The sequence below is a fragment of the Melioribacteraceae bacterium genome, assembly GCA_019638015.1.
GTDB lineage: Bacteria > Bacteroidota > Ignavibacteria > Ignavibacteriales > Melioribacteraceae > JAHBUP01.
This window is the reverse complement of the sequence record JAHBUP010000001.1, coordinates 2,091,457-2,111,850: the sequence shown is the minus strand read 5'-3', so window position 1 is coordinate 2,111,850 and position 20,394 is coordinate 2,091,457. Positions and strand designations below refer to the sequence as shown.

General features: G+C 34.7%; 19 protein-coding genes. 10 read left to right on the top strand and 9 right to left on the bottom strand.

Going from position 1 to position 20,394, the window contains the following annotated elements; translation table 11 throughout:
• Positions 1 to 34: 34 nt before the first annotated feature.
• A complete protein-coding gene (locus tag KF816_09060; protein ID MBX3008161.1) occupies positions 35 to 760 on the top strand; it encodes an ABC transporter ATP-binding protein in 726 nt (241 codons plus the stop codon).
• Complete coding sequence (locus KF816_09055; GenBank protein ID MBX3008160.1) at positions 757 to 2,433, top strand: hypothetical protein; 1,677 nt, start codon at positions 757 to 759, stop codon at positions 2,431 to 2,433. The genes KF816_09060 and KF816_09055 overlap by 4 nt, the downstream gene beginning before the upstream one ends.
• Positions 2,434 to 2,466: 33 nt before the next feature.
• Here KF816_09055 and KF816_09050 read toward each other — a convergent pair whose 3' ends face one another.
• The 7 genes from KF816_09050 to KF816_09020 are packed head-to-tail and all read right to left on the bottom strand — an operon-like array spanning position 2,467 to position 10,225.
• Positions 2,467 to 3,012 carry a BMC domain-containing protein gene (locus KF816_09050; protein MBX3008159.1) on the bottom strand — a complete coding sequence of 182 codons (546 nt, stop codon included), beginning with the start codon at positions 3,010 to 3,012 and terminating at the stop codon, positions 2,467 to 2,469.
• A gap of 3 nt (positions 3,013 to 3,015) precedes the next feature.
• Positions 3,016 to 4,329: a 4Fe-4S dicluster domain-containing protein gene (locus KF816_09045; protein ID MBX3008158.1), complete on the bottom strand. Its 1,314-nt coding sequence runs from the start codon at positions 4,327 to 4,329 to the stop codon at positions 3,016 to 3,018.
• 1 nt (position 4,330) lies between these two features.
• On the bottom strand, positions 4,331 to 5,563 hold the full coding sequence (locus KF816_09040; GenBank protein MBX3008157.1) for a serine/threonine-protein phosphatase: 1,233 nt from the start codon (positions 5,561 to 5,563) through the stop codon (positions 4,331 to 4,333).
• 2 nt (positions 5,564 to 5,565) lie between these two features.
• The gene (locus KF816_09035; protein ID MBX3008156.1) at positions 5,566 to 6,804 is read right to left on the bottom strand and encodes a peptidase M64; all 1,239 of its coding nucleotides are present in this window, start codon (positions 6,802 to 6,804) and stop codon (positions 5,566 to 5,568) included.
• A 41-nt stretch (positions 6,805 to 6,845) separates the two neighbouring features.
• Positions 6,846 to 7,421, bottom strand: coding sequence for an orotate phosphoribosyltransferase (gene pyrE, locus KF816_09030; GenBank protein MBX3008155.1), 576 nt, complete (start codon positions 7,419 to 7,421; stop codon positions 6,846 to 6,848).
• Complete coding sequence (locus KF816_09025) at positions 7,418 to 7,702, bottom strand: 4a-hydroxytetrahydrobiopterin dehydratase (protein MBX3008154.1); 285 nt, start codon at positions 7,700 to 7,702, stop codon at positions 7,418 to 7,420. The genes pyrE and KF816_09025 overlap by 4 nt, the downstream gene beginning before the upstream one ends.
• Positions 7,703 to 7,723: 21 nt before the next feature.
• A complete protein-coding gene (locus tag KF816_09020; protein MBX3008153.1) occupies positions 7,724 to 10,225 on the bottom strand; it encodes an ATP-dependent Clp protease ATP-binding subunit in 2,502 nt (833 codons plus the stop codon).
• 185 nt (positions 10,226 to 10,410) lie between these two features.
• Here KF816_09020 and floA point away from each other — a divergent pair, with 185 nt between their 5' ends.
• The 8 genes from floA to KF816_08980 are packed head-to-tail and all read left to right on the top strand — an operon-like array spanning position 10,411 to position 18,352.
• Positions 10,411 to 11,397 (top strand): flotillin-like protein FloA, encoded by a 987-nt coding sequence (floA, locus tag KF816_09015; GenBank protein ID MBX3008152.1) that lies wholly within the window; start codon positions 10,411 to 10,413, stop codon positions 11,395 to 11,397.
• 4 nt (positions 11,398 to 11,401) lie between these two features.
• The gene (locus KF816_09010) at positions 11,402 to 11,950 is read left to right on the top strand and encodes a hypothetical protein (protein MBX3008151.1); all 549 of its coding nucleotides are present in this window, start codon (positions 11,402 to 11,404) and stop codon (positions 11,948 to 11,950) included.
• Positions 11,950 to 13,947 carry an ATP-dependent helicase gene (locus KF816_09005; protein MBX3008150.1) on the top strand — a complete coding sequence of 666 codons (1,998 nt, stop codon included), beginning with the start codon at positions 11,950 to 11,952 and terminating at the stop codon, positions 13,945 to 13,947. The genes KF816_09010 and KF816_09005 overlap by 1 nt, the downstream gene beginning before the upstream one ends.
• 20 nt (positions 13,948 to 13,967) lie before the next feature.
• Positions 13,968 to 15,191 carry a glycoside hydrolase family 27 protein gene (locus KF816_09000; protein MBX3008149.1) on the top strand — a complete coding sequence of 408 codons (1,224 nt, stop codon included), beginning with the start codon at positions 13,968 to 13,970 and terminating at the stop codon, positions 15,189 to 15,191.
• The gene (gene cdd / locus KF816_08995) at positions 15,191 to 15,598 is read left to right on the top strand and encodes a cytidine deaminase (GenBank protein MBX3008148.1); all 408 of its coding nucleotides are present in this window, start codon (positions 15,191 to 15,193) and stop codon (positions 15,596 to 15,598) included. The genes KF816_09000 and cdd overlap by 1 nt, the downstream gene beginning before the upstream one ends.
• A complete protein-coding gene (locus KF816_08990; GenBank protein MBX3008147.1) occupies positions 15,598 to 16,167 on the top strand; it encodes a thymidine kinase in 570 nt (189 codons plus the stop codon). Before cdd ends, KF816_08990 begins: the two co-directional genes overlap by 1 nt.
• Before the next feature lie 11 nt (positions 16,168 to 16,178).
• A complete protein-coding gene (locus tag KF816_08985) occupies positions 16,179 to 17,534 on the top strand; it encodes a NupC/NupG family nucleoside CNT transporter (protein ID MBX3008146.1) in 1,356 nt (451 codons plus the stop codon).
• Positions 17,531 to 18,352 carry a purine-nucleoside phosphorylase gene (locus KF816_08980; protein ID MBX3008145.1) on the top strand — a complete coding sequence of 274 codons (822 nt, stop codon included), beginning with the start codon at positions 17,531 to 17,533 and terminating at the stop codon, positions 18,350 to 18,352. Before KF816_08985 ends, KF816_08980 begins: the two co-directional genes overlap by 4 nt.
• Here the strand turns inward: KF816_08980 and KF816_08975 are convergent.
• Complete coding sequence (locus tag KF816_08975) at positions 18,349 to 19,074, bottom strand: 16S rRNA (uracil(1498)-N(3))-methyltransferase (protein ID MBX3008144.1); 726 nt, start codon at positions 19,072 to 19,074, stop codon at positions 18,349 to 18,351. The two genes, KF816_08980 and KF816_08975, sit on opposite strands and share 4 nt — an antisense overlap.
• On the bottom strand, positions 19,052 to 20,392 hold the full coding sequence (locus KF816_08970; protein ID MBX3008143.1) for a hypothetical protein: 1,341 nt from the start codon (positions 20,390 to 20,392) through the stop codon (positions 19,052 to 19,054). Before KF816_08970 ends, KF816_08975 begins: the two co-directional genes overlap by 23 nt.
• Positions 20,393 to 20,394 lie beyond the last annotated feature (2 nt).

Genomic DNA, 20,394 nt, shown 5'->3' with positions numbered 1-20,394 from the left:
CACAATTTAATTCATTAACTAAAATAGAATTACTATGCTCAAACTGGTTGAATTGACAAAGACATTTGGGAATTTTACCGCTGTTGATAAAATAAATCTTGAGATTAAAACTGGAGAGCTTTTTGGGTTTTTAGGTCCAAATGGGGCTGGCAAAACTACAACCATAAAAATGATTGTTGGTTTGTTAAAACCAATTTCTGGTTCAATAATTATTGGTGATATTGATGCATGGGCAAATCCCATTACTGCTAAAGAGAGTTTCGGTTATATTCCCGATCAACCATTTATTTATGAGAAACTAACGGGAAAGGAATTTCTCTATTTTAGTGCTGGATTATATAATCTTTCGAAATCAGAAACAAAACTCAAAGTAGATGAAATTTGTGAACAGCTTAAAATTGGAGAATGGATTAATAAAAGGACTGAGGAATATTCACAAGGAATGAAGCAAAGAATAGTGATTGCTTCAGCTTTCTTGCACAATCCCAAATTAATAATTGTTGATGAACCTATGGTTGGGTTAGATCCTCAATCGGCATATCTTGTTAAAAAGCTCTTCTCCGAAAAAGTGAAAGGTGGCGCCTCAATTTTTATGTCAACACATAGTTTAAATGTTGTTGAAGAAATATGCACTCATGTAGGTATAATCAGAAAAGGTAAACTCCTATTTAATAACAACATTACCTCACTAAATGATTTGAAGAATCATCAAGATCAGAATCTTGAATCTTTGATCATCGAATTGACTGAAGAAGAATGAAAACATTCTTCCACATATTAAAATATAAGGCACTCTCCTATTTAAGGTTCGAATCAAATTTTTCATTGAGTAATTTTATTAAAAATAGTGCCAGCGGATTAATCTACTTAGCCTTTGCTTTTGGCGCGTTTTATTTCTCATATTCAACCATTGTATTCCTAATGTTAAAAATAAAGATTGGGCTCTTTTTACTTCATCAATTTATTTCTATGGTTCTGTTCATATTTTTTGTATCTATTAATGTAGGCAATATTATTGTTTCTTATTCCACACTTTATAAATCTCAAGAAATTAATTACTATTTCTCAAAACCGGTTCAACCTGAGTTATTATTTACCATCAAATTTCTTGATAACTTCTTTTATAGTTCGGGTACTCTGCTCATGGTTCTCTTCTCTTTATTAGCGGGATATATATACTATTTCGAAATATCATTAATTGCGGGAATTACACTTCTCTTATCCTTCGTCCCATATATGTTTAGTGCAGGTTCTCTGGGAGTAATTATTTTGTTAGTAATCATAAAACTCTCATCAAAATATGGCTTCAAAAAAGTGTTGTATAGTTTAGCGGCGATTTACCTTTTATCAATTATATTATTTTTCGATTTAAATTCCCCGGGAACTTTGGTTAAGGAGATAATGAAAAGTTACCCATATCTCGATAAAGATGTTTATCTCGGTTCATATCTCCCAGATATCTTGGAATATCTACCGCATCATTGGCTGGCACAATCGGGATTTTGGATTATTAAAGGGAATTATTACTATGCAGTACAATTTATTTTTTTGCAGATAGTCCTTTCCTCAATTTTATTTTTATCGGCTTTGGCCCTTGGAAGAAAATGGTACCTTAATACATGGTTAATAAGTAGCGGATTTAGTCATCAAAAAAAGAAACAATCTCCCTACTTCTCATTTATGAACCGAAGCAAGTTCAATCCTCAAACTGAATCGTTGTTGAAGAAAGATATACTACTATTCTTCCGTGAACCAAGTCAAATTATACACGCTGTCATTCTTATTTTTTTAATATTAATTTTTATTGTAAGTGCTTCTGGAATTAAATTTGTAGGATTTGGGAATTTCTATCTTCAGACAATGATCTATTTATCGATCTACCTGTTTAACTTGCTTTTGATCTCAACTTTATCGCTGCGGTTCATCTTCCCTATTACTAGTCTTGAAGGAAAGAATTTTTGGAAACTGAGGACCGCTCCTATTCACCTAAAAAAATATATACAAACAAAGCTGATCCCCTCCTCTTCCATAATTTTAGGAATTGCCTTACTACTTTCATTCACTACAAACTTAAAATTTGGATTTGAAATTACCATATTTGCGGTTGCAAGTACATTTTTATCGGCAGTCGCAATTCTTTCTATTAATTATGGTATGGGGACAATCTATGCGAACTATAAGGAGAGAAATCCCATCAGAATATCCTCCTCACAAGGAGCATCGTTAACATTTTTAATTTGTGCAATTTATATGGTATTTATGATTCTTCTATTCTTTAAACCTATGAGCAATTATTTCTTATCGGTAACACTCAACTATGAATTTAATTACGAAATGATATTTTACGGATCGATTCCCATAATATTTACTTCAGCATTTTTAACATACATCTTTATGAAAGCGGCAATAATATATTTACGAAAAGATATTTGAAGCGGGATTGATAAATTATTTGAGGGCATCAGTTTAAATCATTTCACTAAGTAATTCCTTTCTTGGGTTGGCTATGACAACTTTATTAACTAATAATCCTCTATCTGAAATTACTTTTGCGCCAGAATCAATAGCACTTGTAACTGCGGCAACTTCACCTGTAAGTGTGCAAAAAGCTTTTCCACCTAGCGCCATCGCCAACCTTATTTCAATAATTTTTACATTTGATGATTTCACAGCGGCATCTGCGCCCTCTATCAGCGAGGCAACACTAAATGATTCCAGAATGCCGAGTGATTCCAACATTTCAACATTTGAATGACCGGAAAGGGCTGGAAATATATCGTCATGAACATTGGGGATCACAAATGTATCTATTACCGCAAATTCTGTTTGATTCACTGCTCGATCAACAGCAGATTGTACTTCTGCAACATCCCCTCCAATTAAAACCATATATTTTCCTGAACATATAGTTCTCGAAAGTATCAACTCTACATTAGATGTCTTTAGCATAATATCTGCTGCCTGCATACCGGCGGCAATACTTGTCATTTCTATTAATCCAAGTGAATTCATTATTTACCCTTCAATTAAAATGTAATCATCATTAATTTCTTTAACTGTACCGGCAATTGAAGCGTGAATTTTTGCGCCCAATTTATTTTCATAAATATCAGCAATTAAATCCCCTTCACTTATTCTCGAGCCAATACTAATCGTAGGTTTTGAAGGAAACCCGGTGTGTTGTTTCAATTTTATTTTAACACTTTCTATTTTATTTGAGTACTCCATAAATGGAGTAGGCGCGTCAAGCTCTAAAATGTTCATTCGTTTCATTAATTGTTTAAGAGGGACTCTTCTTCCTTCCTTTATTGGATGCACTTTTAGCTCTTTTTGTTGATTATGCCGCATTCCGTTGGACTTCAAATAATTTTTACCTTGATCGCAAGCTTCACGGGGATATAAATCTTCTGGACATGCGTATAGCGAACATAATCCGCACGAGCAACACAAATCAGCGTATTGATTCCAGACTGCTTCACCAGTAGCTGAAAAACCAAGCGATCTCATAACTTTATGGGGTTGCACATCATAACCTAGCAGATAACGGGGACAAAATTCGGTGCAATAACTACATTGATCGCAAGCCGATTTTCCAATTCTATTCATATCTGAAATTGGTCTTTCCATTCTTTGAACGAGGTAATGATTTTTTGGAAGGATAATTATTCCAGCTGTGGTTTTAGTAACAACATCATTTAGATTAAATGTAAGCTTTCCCATTAATATGCCACTAACAAAAATCGCATATTCTTCTAGAATTGAACTGCCTGCAATCTGTAGTAAATCATTGAAACTGGTACCAATAGGCACAAAAAAAGATGATGGCTTTTTTACTGCTCCCGCTACCGATACAAACTTTTTGGTTACAGGTATTCCTTCTTTAGCATTGGAAATATTGTAGAATGTCTCAACATTATTCACGACACAACCAACATCGAGCGGCAATCCGTGTGGAGGGATCAATCTTTTAGTAGCAGCATAGACCAATTCATATTCATCACCGCTGGGATAAAAATCACCTAACAGACATAACTCTATCTTCTTGTTACTTATAGAATTATCAATTTTATCTATAGCTTTTATATTTTTTTCTTTGATACCAAAATATGACTTTTTTGCGCCCGTTTGTTCTATTAAAGTTTCAACTCCATTTACAATTTGATCTGGGAAATTAACCATTAGTTCATAATCTTTATGAATTAATGGTTCGCATTCTGCGCCATTAGCCAATACAAATTCAACTTTGGATTGCGCTTTAATGTGAGTAGGAAATCCTGCTCCACCTGCTCCAACAACACCGGCATTTTTAATTTTTTCGGGTATCTGCATATTATTTTCGTTTAACTATTAGGACAGTTTTATCATCTTGATACTTGCTATCTATAGTTGTGAATTTTATAACATCCTCTAAAATTAGTGTGGCAATTTCTTTTGGCGACTTATCAATATTATCGATGAAGACTTTTTCCATTTTTTCCTCACCATAAAACTCGAAAGCCTCGTTTGCAGATTCCACAATTCCATCGGAATAAACTAATAAAACATCTCCACTTTCAAAGTTAATGCTGTCGGTATCATATTTAGAATTTGGAGCAGGGCCAAGCAATGGGCCGGTTGGTTCGAGATAAGTAAGTTTGCCACTTTTTTTGCTGTAATGTACCGGGGGGTTTTGTCCGGCATTTGCGTAAAGAAATAATCCTTTTTTATCATTCGAGAGTTCACCGTAAAAAAGAGTTATAAACTTATCATCACTAAATATTTTATTTATAAGTTTATTCAACCGGGACATCATTGGAGATATTTTCATTTGAAAAGTGCTAGCCATTCTTAACGCACCAGAAATATACATTGCCTCAGCGGCAGCGGGAAATCCCTTTGATGCGGCATCCCCTAAAATAATTCCTAATCTATCCTCTTCATCACCAATTTTAAGATAATCATAAAAATCTCCACTAATTGTATCTGCCGGAAGAGTTATCCCAAATATTTTATAATCATGAAAATCATACTCATGTTCTGGCAAAATACTTTTTTGAAGTTGTTTTGCCTTATCAATGTCATCAATTAAATTTTTGCGCAGTTGAGTAACATATTTTTCGTGAAGTTTTGAAGTAAGTACGGTTGCAACAATATTAAGTCCGTATCTTAAGTCTTCATCAATTCTATCGCTATTTACAGCGAGGAGATATTCATAATATCTTGTATCTCCAATTTTAATTTTTCTACCGATACCGGAGGCTGAATATTTAAGTATACCTTTGCTTATTAAAGTTTTATTAGTCTCATCAGCAAGTATGGTACGATATTTTGAAAGCATTTCAAAAAGTTTGTAATCTTTTATTGCAAGTACAAAATCATTAGGAATTTTTTGAACTTTACCTGTTTGAAATACTAGTTTATAATTTTTCTTCTTATAATCAAGTTTCCAAATTCTTCCGCCTGTGAAACTAATTTGGTCCGATTTAATTATTTGTTTAACAACCTCAATTAATAATTCTTTTTCGCTAGGGAATTCGAAAGATGCAATTGACTCTATAGCACGATAAAACTTTTTCTGGTCCATATCTACTCGGAATAAAAATTAACTACATTAATGAGTGCTTTTTTGCAAACCTCATTAAACTCGTTTGAGGAAAATGAATTCATTAAACTATTGAATGTTGGTCTATACACTCCTTTTGCTACATACCCTCCTCCTTCAAAAACACCAACTTGATTTTTATACTCATCGGTTGAAGGAGTGGGGATTGGCGTATTTGTATCAATCATATTTTTCCATTTACTTTCAAAATTTACAAGTGTTGTAAGGTTAACTTCCCAAGGCTCAATATCAGTTGGATACATATCCTGGTATGTATTATCATTGCCATATTCATCGGCTAATCCGGCTAAACCGTGCCCAAATTCATGAATAAATACCTGCTTGGTTAATTTGTTATCAACACAGGTTAGTGAGTAAAAATTATAAATTGCCCCGCCACCATATTTATCTGTATTCACCAAGATATAAATTTGATCATAAGGAGCGTTTGATGCAATATCTTTAACTTTGAAATAGCTCGATGTCATCAGGTATCTTTCGCTATCAAAAGTATAAAATGAAGAGTTTAGTTGAGTGTTTACCCAAATATTTTTTCCTGGAATATCGGTACCACTTTCATCGGATGGTGCTTCCACTCCCCAAATATTTATTTTATCTTTTAATTTATCGAATGGGGAATAATCAAACAGATAGACGCTCATTCTTGAACAATCATCTTTAAATTTTTTCATTTCTTCTTTTGAATAACCATCGGGGATAAATACTATATCCAGTTTCTCTGAAGGATCACCAGAACTATGGACTATAAAATTTGGATATTTATTTGTAATGTTTTTTTCAATAAAATAATTTGCCGGATCAATGATATGTTGAAATAATGAAATGAAATTATTGTTTCTATCCCTTCTAAAAATGACAATCTTAGTTTTTATTTTTGGGAAAGGCATAACAACAGATCCTTCAAAAATTCTATTCATCTGTTTTGCCTCTTCGGTAGTTTGCCACTCTTGATATAGAGTAGAAAAACCGCGTGAGTAAATTACTTTATTTGATGCGATATCATGCAGTTCAAAAAAATAATTTCCATACCTAAGTGTATCTATCAGATTTTTCTTCGATCCGCTCCAATCCCCTTCCTCTTTCATCTTGGAGAATATTATTTCTTCGGTAGATTTATTACCGGAATGGTAAAAATCGAATCGTAATGTTTTCCCGTTAAAATACTCTTCATAATTAACCTGGCTAAAAACATTTGATACAATTAAACAAACAAGGAGTACTATTTTTAATCTCAATTTATACCTCACACTATTTTTCGTGAACCTGGCTTAACGACCGGTATATTTTGTTTGCACAATGGGCAGTCTTCAGATGTATATGAAATTACCTCCAGTTGAAGAGTGCTAAACTGCGGCACACCAAATTTTACTTTATTGTTGCTTCGGTCGACAATTGTGCCTACTCCAACTACTTCTCCACCACCATTTTTAACAATCTCAATTACTTCAAAGACTGAACCTCCTGTTGTAACAACATCCTCACAAACTAGATACTTTTGCCCCGGCTCAATACTAAATCCTCTCCGCAATCTTAATTCTTTATCTTCTCTTTCAGCAAATATTGATTTTTTCCCCAACTGACGCGCTACCTCCTGTCCAACTATAATTCCTCCTATAGCCGGAGAGATTACCACATCAATCTCAGTATCCTTAAAGAAATTTGCTATTTCAGTACAAATAACTTCATTGTGATTTGGGTATTGCAATACTTGAGCGCATTGAAAATATTGATTACTGTGTCTGCCTGAAGTTAATAAAAAATGCCCTGAGAGTAGGGCATTTGTTTTTGTAAAAATTTCGAGAATGTTTTCTTTTTTCATTTTTTAATTATCTCTATTTGTTTGGCTAAATTAATATCCAAATCTGTGATCCCGTTCGCACTATGAGTTGAAAGGGCTATCTTGACTTTATTCCATGAATGAAGAAGAATATCCGGATGATGATCTAACTTCTCCGCTTCAATTCCAACTTTAACTACAAATGCCAAAGCTTCGCTGAATGAACTTAAATTATACTCCTTTATTAACTTTCCATCACCAAGTATCCAACCATCATGATCAAGTATAATATTTTCTAACTCTTCGTTGCTAAGTTGTTTCATAATCAAACTTTACAAATATCACTAAACAGATTGTTTCTCTGTATTGTCTTGTTCTTCAGGTTCAACTTCTTTATCGCTCAAAAAATATAGTTCATCAGTTTCCATTTTTCTCTTAACAATAATTTTGTCACCTTCTTTAAAATGTCCTAATAATAATTCTTCGGCGAGTGGATCTTCAACATATTTTTGGATTGCCCGTTTTAGAGGACGTGCTCCAAATTTTTGATCGAATCCTTTTTCTCCGAGAAAATCTTTAGCACTATCGTGAAGCTCAATTGTCATTTTATTATCGCTAATGTTTTTCACTAAATCTCTCATCTCAATAGCTACAATCTGTTTGATGTCATTAATATCTAAATTTCTGAAAACTATTGCTTCGTCAAGTCTATTTAGAAATTCCGGATTGAACAATTTTTTCATTGCGTCTTCAACAGTATTCTTGAGTTGAGAATACTGATCAGCTTCCGATTCCCCGCTAAATCCGAATCCACCGGTAGTTTTAATATCTTTAGTACCAACATTTGAAGTCATTATGATAATCGTATTTTTAAAATCAACCTTTCTTCCTAAACTATCGGTAAGTTGTCCATCATCTAAAACTTGAAGCAAAATATTAAATACATCAGGGTGAGCTTTTTCAATCTCATCAAATAGTACTACTGAATAAGGTTTTCTCCTTACTCTTTCTGTTAATTGACCTCCCTCTTCATAACCAACATATCCAGGAGGAGCTCCCACTAGTCGTGACACAGCAAATTTTTCCATGTATTCACTCATATCAATTCTTATTAACGCATCGGAGGAATCAAATAAATAGCGCGCTAATTCTTTTGCCAGTTCTGTTTTCCCGACTCCGGTTGGTCCCAAGAATATGAATGTGCCAATCGGTTTAGAGGGACGCTTCAAACCAGCTCTAGTTCTTCTAATGGCTTTGGTTAGTTTTAGAACCGCTTCATCTTGCCCAACAATACGTCCTTTGAGCGCATCCTCCATCTTCATTAATTTTTCAGATTCAGCCTGAACAACTCGTGTAACCGGAATGCCAGTCATCATCGATACTACCGTAGCAATATCATCCTCAGAAACATCATAAATAATATCCTTTGTCTTTGTGTCCCAATCTTTTTTTGCAATTTCAAGATCACTTTGGATATTTCTTTCTCTATCTCTGAGCCGTGCGGCTTCCTCATAATCCTGCTGTTTAACAACCTGGATTTTGAGCACTTTCACTTTTTCAATCTCTTCTTCAAGCTTAAGTATTTCTTCAGGCACGGTAAAATTACCCATATGAACACGTGAGCCAGCTTCATCGAGAACGTCGATGGCCTTGTCGGGCAAATGACGATCTGTGATATATCTCTCGCTGAGACGAACAGCTAAATCTATTGCCTCAGATGAGTATTTTACATGATGATGCTCTTCATACTTGAATTTAATATTCTCTAATATTTGTATGGTCTGATCAACAGAAGGCGGATCGACCATTACCTTTTGAAATCTTCTATCTAATGCCCCATCTGTTTCAATATATTTACGATACTCATCCAGTGTAGTAGCGCCAATACATTGTATATCACCTCTTGCCAATGCCGGTTTAAACATGTTTGAAGCATCAAGGGAACCTGAAGCTCCCCCAGCTCCAACAATTGTATGTAATTCATCAATAAATAAAATTACATCATCGGCCTTTTCAAGCTCAGTCATCAGTGCTTTCATTCTCTCTTCAAATTGTCCACGGTATTTTGTTCCCGCAACTAATCCAGCCAGATCAAGAGTAACAACTCTTTTTTCCTGTAAGATTCTTGGTACCTTCTTTTGAATGATTCTGAGAGCTAATCCTTCAGCGATTGCTGTTTTGCCAACTCCAGGTTCACCAATTAAAACCGGATTATTTTTCTTTCTACGGCTCAACACTTGGGCAACTCTTTCAATCTCTTTTTCACGTCCAATTACTGGATCGAGTTTATCCTCTATTGCCAACTTTGTCAAATCTCTTCCAAAATTGTCCAAAACCGGAGTTTTTGTTTTATCCGGTTTCTTCGAAGAAAATTGAGATTGTCCCATTTGCTGAGCTTTCTGAGGGTCTTTACTGCTTAAAATATTATTAAGCTCAGCCCTTGCGTTATCATAATTCACATTAAACTGGTGAAGAATTTGGGTTGCGATATTATCTTCGTCTCTCAACAAAGATAGAATAATATGCTCGGTACCAATTACATCAGATTTATATATTTTTGATTCAATTTGTGTGATTTTTAGTACTTTTTCGGCTTGTTTGGTCAAAGGAATATTACCAATAGTTAGAGTTCCACCGGCAGTTCGAACTGTATCTTCAACAGCCTTTTTCAAGCTTAGTAGATCAACATCAAGGTTTTTCAAAATTCTAACGGCAACACCCTGACCTTCTCTTATAATTCCTAATAATAAATGCTCTGTACCTATATAATCGTGTCCCAGTCTGAGTGCTTCTTCACGACTAAGACGAATAACTTCTTGCACTCTTTCGGAAAAATTTCCTTCCATTGTTCAAATCCTTTTCTTTTTATTTAGAACATCAATCTTTGCTAAATCGTTTCATAAATATATAGTAAGATTAACCTCATTTCAAGGAACTTTGGATTATTGTAAGTTTACAAAATCATATTTTGTTTTAGTCCTAGTAATTAATATTTTTCAAACAGATTATTCACGTAAAGTAAGGAGTAAAAATGGAAGCATTAGCAGGGTTGTCAATATTTATTATTTTTGCCGGGATATTTCTCCTCTTTTTTCTACTCTATTTTGTACCGCTCGGATTATTTATAACAGCTTACTTTTCAGGTGTTAAAGTAAGGATATTTCGCGATTTAGTGGGTATGAGATTAAGAAAAGTATCGCCACAAGTAATTATCAGAAATGTAATTTCTGCCACGAAAGCTGGCATCGATCTTAATATTTCGTTATTGGAAGCACATTATTTAGCCGGTGGGAATGTAACCAACGTAGTTAATGCGTTAATTTCGGCGAACAAGGCCAATCTCGATTTGGAATTTGAAAAAGCAGCGGCTATTGATTTGGCCGGAAGAGATGTACTCGAAGCCGTAAAAATGTCGGTAAATCCAAAAGTGATTGAAACTCCAATGGTATCCGCCGTAGCTAAAGATGGTATTCAGTTAAAAGCTATAGCTAGAATTACTGTTAGAACTAATCTTGAGAGATTAGTTGGCGGTGCTGGCGAAGCTACAATTTTAGCTCGTGTTGGTGAAGGTATTGTATCTACTATCGGTTCAAGTACTACACATAAAGAGGTACTCGAAAATCCGGACAGTATTTCAAAAGTAGTATTATCCAAGGGATTAGATGCCGGAACAGCATTCGAAATTCTTTCAATTGATATTGCGGATGTTGACGTAGGTACCAATATCGGCGCAATCTTACAAACAGACCAGGCTGAAGCAGATCTTAAAGTCGCCCGCGCAAAAGCCGAAGAAAGACGTGCCGCCGCAGTTGCTCTCGAACAGGAAATGTCGGCTGAAGTAGCACGAATGAAAGCGAAAGTTGTGGAAGCTGAATCAGAAGTGCCAAAAGCTTTGGCAGAAGCATTCAGATCAGGTAGATTAGGAGTAATGGATTATTATAATATGAAAAATGTAATTGCTGATACGGATATGCGTAATTCTATAGCAAAGCCAGACGATAAAAAAGAAAAAGATTAATGTTATGGATAATATTTTTGAGTTATTGATTTTTTTGTTTGTGATCTATTCCGTAGTAAGTTCTATTTTCAAACAAAAAAAGCAACCTAATAAAAAGAACCCGCAGGATTATCAAGACAATGATGATGGAGATATTATTGTATCTCCATCAAATAAAAATGTTGAGGTTCTTGAAGATTTATTTGGATTCAAAATTCCAAAAGATTATCAGCAAAAACCTAAACCTCAAACTCAAAGAAGTGAATCATTGGAGACCTCTTCCTGGGATCCCGAATCGGAATTCGAGAAAAAGATAAATACGCGGGAGACTTTAATTAAACGTGAAATAGAAAAAATTAATAAGATACCTAATTTTTCTATAGAACAGATAAACCAGCTGGAAGCAAAAGCAAAGAAAAAAGTTAAAGATGATCTACTTTTTAAACCGGCAACTGTAAAAAAAGACACTAATAAAAGAAACACTCTAATAACTGATAAACTTAGAGATTCTACAAATTTACGTGATGTGGTTATTCTAACTGAAATTCTGAAAAAACCAAAAGCATTACGTTGATGGCTAAAAAGTTTGTTCTAAAACGTACTAATTCTATTCAAGAAAAAACTGCTGTTGATGAATCGAAATTCAGTATTAATTATCAGCAGCAGTTAAATTCATCCCAATATGAAGCCGTGTCCGCAACTGAGGGGAACTTTTTGGTTATAGCCGGTGCAGGTAGCGGAAAAACTCGTACTCTAGTTTACCGTGTCGCAAGATTAACGGAATTGGGCAATGATCCATCATCAATTTTACTGTTAACTTTTACCCGTAAAGCTGCAAAAGAAATGATGAATAGGGCCGCTCTCCTTCTCGATAACCGGTGCTCTAAAATTAATGGCGGTACATTCCATTCATTCGCAAATACAGTTTTAAGAAAATATGCTAAAGCCCTAAATCTAGATAATGGATTCACAATTCTAGATCAAAGTGATAGTGAGGATGTGATTAATTTAATTAGGGGTCAGCTAAATCTTTCCCAGCACAAAAAAAGATTCCCAAATAAACAAACCATCTTTAAAGTAATTAGTCTGTCTGTTAATACGGGCAAAAGTATCGAAAGTATTCTCGAGGAAGATTATCCTCACTTTGTTGAGTACACAGATAAGTTTTTAGATATTGAAAAAGTTTATGTTTCTTATAAACGCCAAAATAGCCTGCTGGATTATGATGATCTACTTGTATTTCTTAAAATGTTTTTGGAAAGTAAAAACTCTGCTTCCCAAACTTTTATTTCCGGAATCAAATACATAATGGTTGATGAATATCAGGATACAAATAAATTACAATCGGATATTATTTTGGCACTCGGTCAATCACGACAAAACATTATGGTTGTTGGGGATGATTCACAATCGATCTATTCTTTCCGGGGAGCTAATTTCAAGAACATTATGGAATTCCCAAAACTTTTTCATGATGTTAAACTTATAACCCTCGAAGAAAATTATAGAAGCACACAAGAGATTTTAGATTTCTCTAATCATATAATTGAACACGCATTTGAAAAATATCCAAAGCAACTCTTTACTAAAAAAATTGGCGGAGAGCTTCCCGGTATTGTTTCAGCGGCAAACGAGAATATGCAATCACGGTTCATAACTGAGAGAATTCTTGAGTTACGTGATGAAGGCGTTCCACTCAATGAAATTGCTGTACTTTTTCGTTCCTCCTATCATTCATTCGATCTGGAAATAGAATTAAATAAAGCTAATATTCCCTACATAAAATTTGGTGGGATGAAATTTGTTGAAGCCGCTCATGTTAAAGATATGCTCGCATTTCTTAGGATTGCGGCAAATCCAACCGACTTTGTTAGCTGGTACAGAGTTTTACTTTTGCATGAAGGTGTTGGTCCAAAAAAGGCCCAATCTATTATGGATTTGGTTGCAAAAGGTATTGTATCTATAAAAAACAGTCCGGAACTTCTTCCCAAAAATCAATTTAAAGATAATCTTTACAAATTATTTGACTTGCTTCATCAGATACACACTAAAAATTCATTACCGGCAGAAAAAGCAGAGGTAGCCTTCAATTATTATGAACCGATTTTTAGAGATACTTATGATGATTGGAATAAGAGGAAAAAAGATTTAGAAATTTTTATGAATATTTCGGAGAATTATAAATCGCTCGACTCTTTTTTATCAGACATGGCGCTTGAACCTCCTCAGGATTCGGTAGTTGATATTAACGCTGAAGATAAAGAAAATGAATTTGTAACTTTATCAACAATACACTCGGCAAAAGGATTGGAGTGGCATTCCGTCTTTATTATTCATGCTATAGATGGTTTCTTCCCATCTGCGCAATCATTTGATAAATTTGAATCACTAGAAGAAGAAAGAAGATTAATGTATGTTGCTTCCACGAGAGCAAAACAAAATTTATATGTTTGTTATCCTATGCATATATTTGATAGACAACAAGGAATGACTTTTGCGAAACCTTCCCGTTTCATATATGGGATTTCTGAACAGGTTGCTGACCAATGGTTATTGGAAGATGGTTTTTGAATAATTCAAAGGTGACATAAATGAAAGATGAATTGAAATTTAGAATCATTTTAGTTCTATTAATTTTAACGAATTTAATCTCTACAAATCATGCTCAAAAATTTGAAGGATTAGCACTTACTCCACCAATGGGATGGAATAGCTGGAATAAATTTGCTTGCGATATCGATGAGAATTTAGTGAAACAAACTGCAGATGCAATGGTTGCGACAGGTATGAAAGATGCCGGATATATTTATATAAATATTGACGATTGCTGGCATGGTGAAAGAGATTCTCTCGGATTTATTCAACCCAATTCTCAACATTTCCCTTCCGGTATGAAAGCGCTATCGGACTATGTTCACTCAAAAGGATTAAAACTGGGTATATATTCAGATGCTGGATGGAAAACATGCGGTGGAAGACCTGGAAGTCGCGGTTATGAATTTCAAGATGCTATGACATACGCCAGCTGGGGCATTGATTATTTAAAATATGATTGGTGTAATACTGAAGCATTAAACGCCGAAGGTGCTTATTTAACAATGCGTGATGCGCTTTACAAAGCCGGCAGACCAATCGTATTTAGTTTATGCGAATGGGGAAATAACAAACCGTGGGAATGGGGAGCTTCGATTGGACATTTATGGAGAACTACAGGTGACATCTTTAATTGTTTTGATTGTGTGAAAGATCATGGAACTTGGAAATCGTGGGGGGTGATGTATATTCTAGATATGCAGGATGGATTAAGAAAATATGCCGGGCCAGATCACTGGAACGATCCCGATATGATGGAAGTTGGAAATGGTATGCCGGTAAATGAGGATCGAGCCCATTTCTCAATGTGGGCAATGCTGGCAGCACCGCTAATAGCAGGCAATGATCTTAGAAATATGAGTAAAGAAACCTTGGAGATTTTGACTAACCGCGATGTAATTTCTGTTGATCAAGATTCACTTGGGATTCAAGGATTTAAATATTCCTCAAAAGATTCTGTAGAAATATGGTTCAAGCCACTTGTTAATGGTGATTGGGCAATGTGTATCTTAAATAGAAGCAAAGAAAATAAAATGATTACATTCGACTGGAATTATGAAAATGTTGTTGATGATATTTTCAAAAAAGATACTAACTTTAAAACAGTAGAATATAGAGTTAAAGATTTGTGGACAAAAAAAGAATTGAAATCAACTAAAACTAAATTGGATGTGACAGTTCCTTCACATGATGTCGCAATGTACCGTTTAATAAAAAAATAATGAATAATATGACAAATGAACAACTGATGGAATTAGCTGTAGAAGCAAAAACAAAAGCATTGCCAACATACTCTAATTTTCGAGTAGGCTCTGCACTCTTAACAGATGATGGCGAAATATTTATTGGGGCAAATATTGAGAATTCATCCTATAGTTTAACAATATGTGCCGAGCGTACCGCTGTGTTTAATGCGGTAATTACCGGGAAAAGAAAATTCACAAAGATTGCAATTGCGAGTGATGCTGATGATTATATTTCCCCTTGCGGTGCTTGCAGACAAGTTTTAGCGGATTTATGTGGTAAAGATTTGGTAGTAATTATGAGTAATAAAAAGGGGGAATTGCGAGAGATGAAATTAAATGAGCTGCTTCCCTATTCATTTGGCGAGGAGTATTTAAAACCATGATGGAATTTACACCACATTCAATGCCTAAAGAAACCGGCTGGATTGAAGTTATTGCCGGCTGTATGTTCAGTGGTAAAACCGAAGAGCTAATCAGAAGATTAAGAAGAGCAAAAATTGCTAAACAAAGTGTTCTTGTCTTCAAACCAAGAATTGATAATCGATATTCTGACGGAGAAATTGTTTCCCATAGCGAACAATCTCTCCCCTCAGTGTTGATTGATGATGCTCAAGAAATTCTTGATCTTTCTAAAAATGCTCAAGTTATTGGGATTGATGAAGCACAGTTCTTCAAATCTAACTTGATTGACATTGTGAACCAACTTGCCAATAATGGAAAAAGAGTAATAATAGCAGGACTCGATCAAGATTATAAAGGCATTCCATTTGATCCAATGCCTCAATTACTCGCAATCTCCGAGTATATTACCAAAACATTAGCTATTTGTGTTATATGCGGCAATCCGGCTGATAAAACCCAACGCAAAATAATTTCCGAAGAACGAGTATTAGTTGGCGCGGCAGATAGTTATGAAGCGCGCTGCCGTAAATGTCATTATATCCCAGAATAATTGAGGAGTACATGAATTTTTTCTTAAATTTTTTACAAGGACTATTAGGAATTGCAGTAATACTTGGTATTGCATTTCTCTTATCAAATAATAAAAGAAGAATTAACTGGAGGTTAGTTTTTTCTGGTTTAGCAATTCAAATTACATTCGCAATTTTTATTATTAAAGGAGATCAATTAGCTCAATTCTTTTCTCCTCTAGGCTGGCCTAAAGAATTCTTTAGATTTCTTAGCAGTTTTTTTGTATTAATTCTGCAGTTTACTACTGAAGGTTCAAAATTTGTTTTTGGCACACTGGGATTGGGCCCGGGAAATGAAGGAAGTCTTGGTGTTTTTTTCGCATTTCAAGTTCTTCCAACCATAATATTTTTTGGTACGCTCATGAGCGTGTTATATCACCTTGGGATTATGCAAAAAATAGTTCAAGGGATGGCATGGATAATGGCTAGATTGATGGGCACCAGCGGCGCAGAATCACTATCGAATACAGCAAATATATTTGTCGGGCAATCAGAAGCGCCATTGATGATAAAACCATTTATCAAAGGATTAACGCAGAGCGAGCTACTTACTATTATGGCTGGCGGTATGGCTACAATTGCCGGTGGAGTGATGGCGGCTTACATTCAAATGCTTGGTCAATCTTTCGCCGCTTCAATGAATATTTCAATACAAGAAGCGCAATTGTTATTCGCGACCCATTTACTGGGAGCTAGCGTAATGGCGGCACCAGCTTCGTTATTAATCTCAAAAATAATTATTCCTGAAATCGGTGAACCCGAAACTAAAGGTAAAGTAAAAGTTAATGTAGAAAAAACATCTTCCAATGTTATTGAAGCGGCTGCTGCGGGTGCTAGTGATGGAATGCAACTGGCAATTAATGTTGCAGCCATGCTCATCGGATTTATTGCAATTATATCACTACTAAATTATTTGATGGGACAAATTGGTGATGTTACCGGATTAAATGCTTATTTAATGGCAAATTTTAATCAGACTCTCAGCTTTCAATTTTTGTTTGGTTCAATACTACAATTTTTAGCATTCAGCATCGGTGTTCCATGGGACAGCGCTTATTATTTCGGTAGTTTACTCGGTACCAAAGTTGTATTGAATGAATTTGTAGCTTATCTAGATATGAGCAAGCTTATTGAATTAAAAAATCTTACGAATCCAAAAGCAATTCTAATGGCAACTTACGCATTGTGCGGGTTCGCCAATTTTAGTTCAATCGCAATTCAGATTGGAGGCATCTCCCCACTTGCACCGGAACGCAGAGGTGATTTAGCAAAACTCGGAATAAGAGCTTTAATCGCAGGTACATTGGCAACTCTTCTTACGGCAACTTTAGCTGGAATTATGGCATGATAAACTTTTCAGAAAAATATAAATCACTGTTAAAACAAATTGAAACTGAAGCCCCTTTTAAGCCCGATATTTGTATTGTGCTTGGTAGTGGACTCGGAGATTTTGCCGATAAGGTTGATACAAAAAAAAGCATTGCGACTTCTTCATTAAATAATTATCCAAAATCAACAGTTCAAGGGCACTCTGGTTTTTTGCATTTCTCTGAATATAAAGGGAAAAAACTTTTAATTGTTCAGGGAAGAATTCACTTTTATGAAGGTTATGATATTGAAAAATGTGTGCTGCCAATCGTTATTGCGGCTCAGTTGAAGATTAACAATCTCATTTTAACCAATGCCGCCGGAGGTGTTAATTCTAATTTTCATCCGGGTGATTTGATGCTTGCTTCCTCTTTTAACGCAATCAATTTAAAGAGGGAATTAAGTTTATTAATTAGTCTTCCCTCAATTGAAGCAAAAAATTCATTTATAGATTTCCCTTCCGAAAAATTAAATTCTTCAATTATGAACGCGGCTCTCGAAGAGAAAATATTATTGAGGCATGGCGTTTATTGGTTTACAAAAGGTCCATCATACGAAACTCCCGCAGAAATAAAAATGGTTCAGAAATTTGGAGGGGATGCCGTAGGAATGTCAACAGTTCACGAAGCAATTTTCGCTAAAAGTTTAGGTTTAGAAGTTTCATCAATCTCATGTATAACTAATTACGCGGCCGGATTATCATCTCAAAAACTTTCACATAAAGAGGTAATGGAGACAGCTGAAATTGTAAAAAAGGATTTTGAACGGCTTATCAAAAAAAGTATTGAGTTAATTTAAGATGTAAATAGTAAAACAGCGGCAGTGATAATTGCAGTTTCACTTCTCAATCGATTTGAAGTTAATCTAATTTTCAACTCTTCACTCATTACTCTATACTCTTCACTCGAAAACCCTCCCTCAGGTCCAAATACAAAATAATTGAGAGTATCTTTCATTAATAACTCTGTAGAGTAACCAGAACTCATAATTTCATTCAGCCGCATTTCCCCTTTTTGATCGAAGATGAATTTCTTTCCTTCCAGTTTCATCAATTCATTAAAGTTTTTTGCGTAGGAAACTGTTGGTAGCCAGGCTTGCAACGATTGCTTCATGGCGGAAGTAATTAGTTTTTGCCATCGATCAATTTTATTACCCTTTGCTACAGTTCTATCCGAATCAAAAACAATAAATCTATTTATGCCCAGCTCAACACACTTTTCAAGCGCAAATTCAAAGCGGTCATTATTTTTTAATCTGGGGATGCAGAATATTATATTCTGAAAAGTGTTGGGATATGTTAAAGTGGAAATAATTTTAGCCGTAAGTTGCGTTTTAGTTATAGTTACGATTTCAGTATTGTAAATGTTTCCCTTACCATCAGTCACATTTAGATTATCATTAATCTTATGTCGCATCACATTAATGATATGATGCTGCTCCTCATCAGTAATAACAACATAACCATTATCAATAGATGAGGATAAATATAGTTCTGTATTAGAAAGAAAAACCGGTTCCAAATAAAAATTCTCCTACACCTTTTTTGTTCAATGCGAATTCCATCCTTATTGCATTATAAGGGAGCACTAAAATAGTTAATCCTAAACCATATCCGTAATAATATCCATCGGTAGAAATAATTTTATTTTTACCAAACGTTGTCCCCGAATCAAAAAATGAACTCAAGTAAAGATCAATTCGAGCAGAAGTCAATTTTTTCGGAATGAGCGGTAAATCCAAACTCAAATTCCACGATTTAATTATTGGGTAACTTATTTCTAACGAATACATGAAAAGATTGTAGTCTTCCCTTTCATTATCCGATTCACCCCTCACTATATAGTCATATCCCAAAAATGATTGATCATAAAAAGGAACATCGCGGAATGAATTTCTTCCTGCTAATCTAATTTTTGCGAAAATATCTTCAGTAATAGTTTTATAAAACCGCAAGTCATAATCTAATATTGAATAATCTACTTCTTTAGACTCCAATCCTTTTTCGTTATAACTTATATATGTTAGCATTCCGCTTTCAGAAAACTGTTTCAGATCTCTTGAATCATAATAATATGCCGCGCCAAAGGAAGACACCCGATCAATATTTTTACCGCTTGCGGTAACCCTATTTAAAGCAACTGGCGCTTTCAAATATTGGTATCCGGCGAAGCCGGTTAAAATATTATACTGATCGAATCGCTTAGAAACTCCAATCCCTAATGAAAAATTATAATAAATAAAATTACCGCCAGCCGCCTCTTCTGCTTTTATGCTTCTGTTATTAAATTTTGAATAGGATGAGCTGAAAGAAAATCCGATATCATTCTGGAAGAAGACTGATGGATTCTCATAGATGATTGTAAAGTACTTATCATATCCAAAGCTAAAAAATGTTCTTATCGTTTCATTCCGACCGCGAAAATTCCTAACTAATAGATAGAAACCAAAATTTGATTTTTTTAATGATTTTTCTTTTAAATGCAGAAATGGAAGTGGATATATATACCATGATTCGGTTACTTGAATATTGAGCAAGTTTTTTTCTTCTTCAATTAAAAACAATACTTTTGAAAATAATCTTAGACTGTAAAGCCTCTCTCTGTTAAAGATATAATCGTTTAAAGTAATTGTATCACCCGGATTAAATGTCAATTCCCGGCGAATAATAAATTCTTCAGTCAGATCATTACCGGAGATAATTATTGAGTCAATCTGTATACTATTTTTATTAACGAATAGAGAATCGATTAGAACTTGTGAGTGGGTGAGATGAAAAGAGCCGGATAAAACTATTATAGTGAGAATGAATAAATATTTTATCCGGCTGTTATTTTTCATAA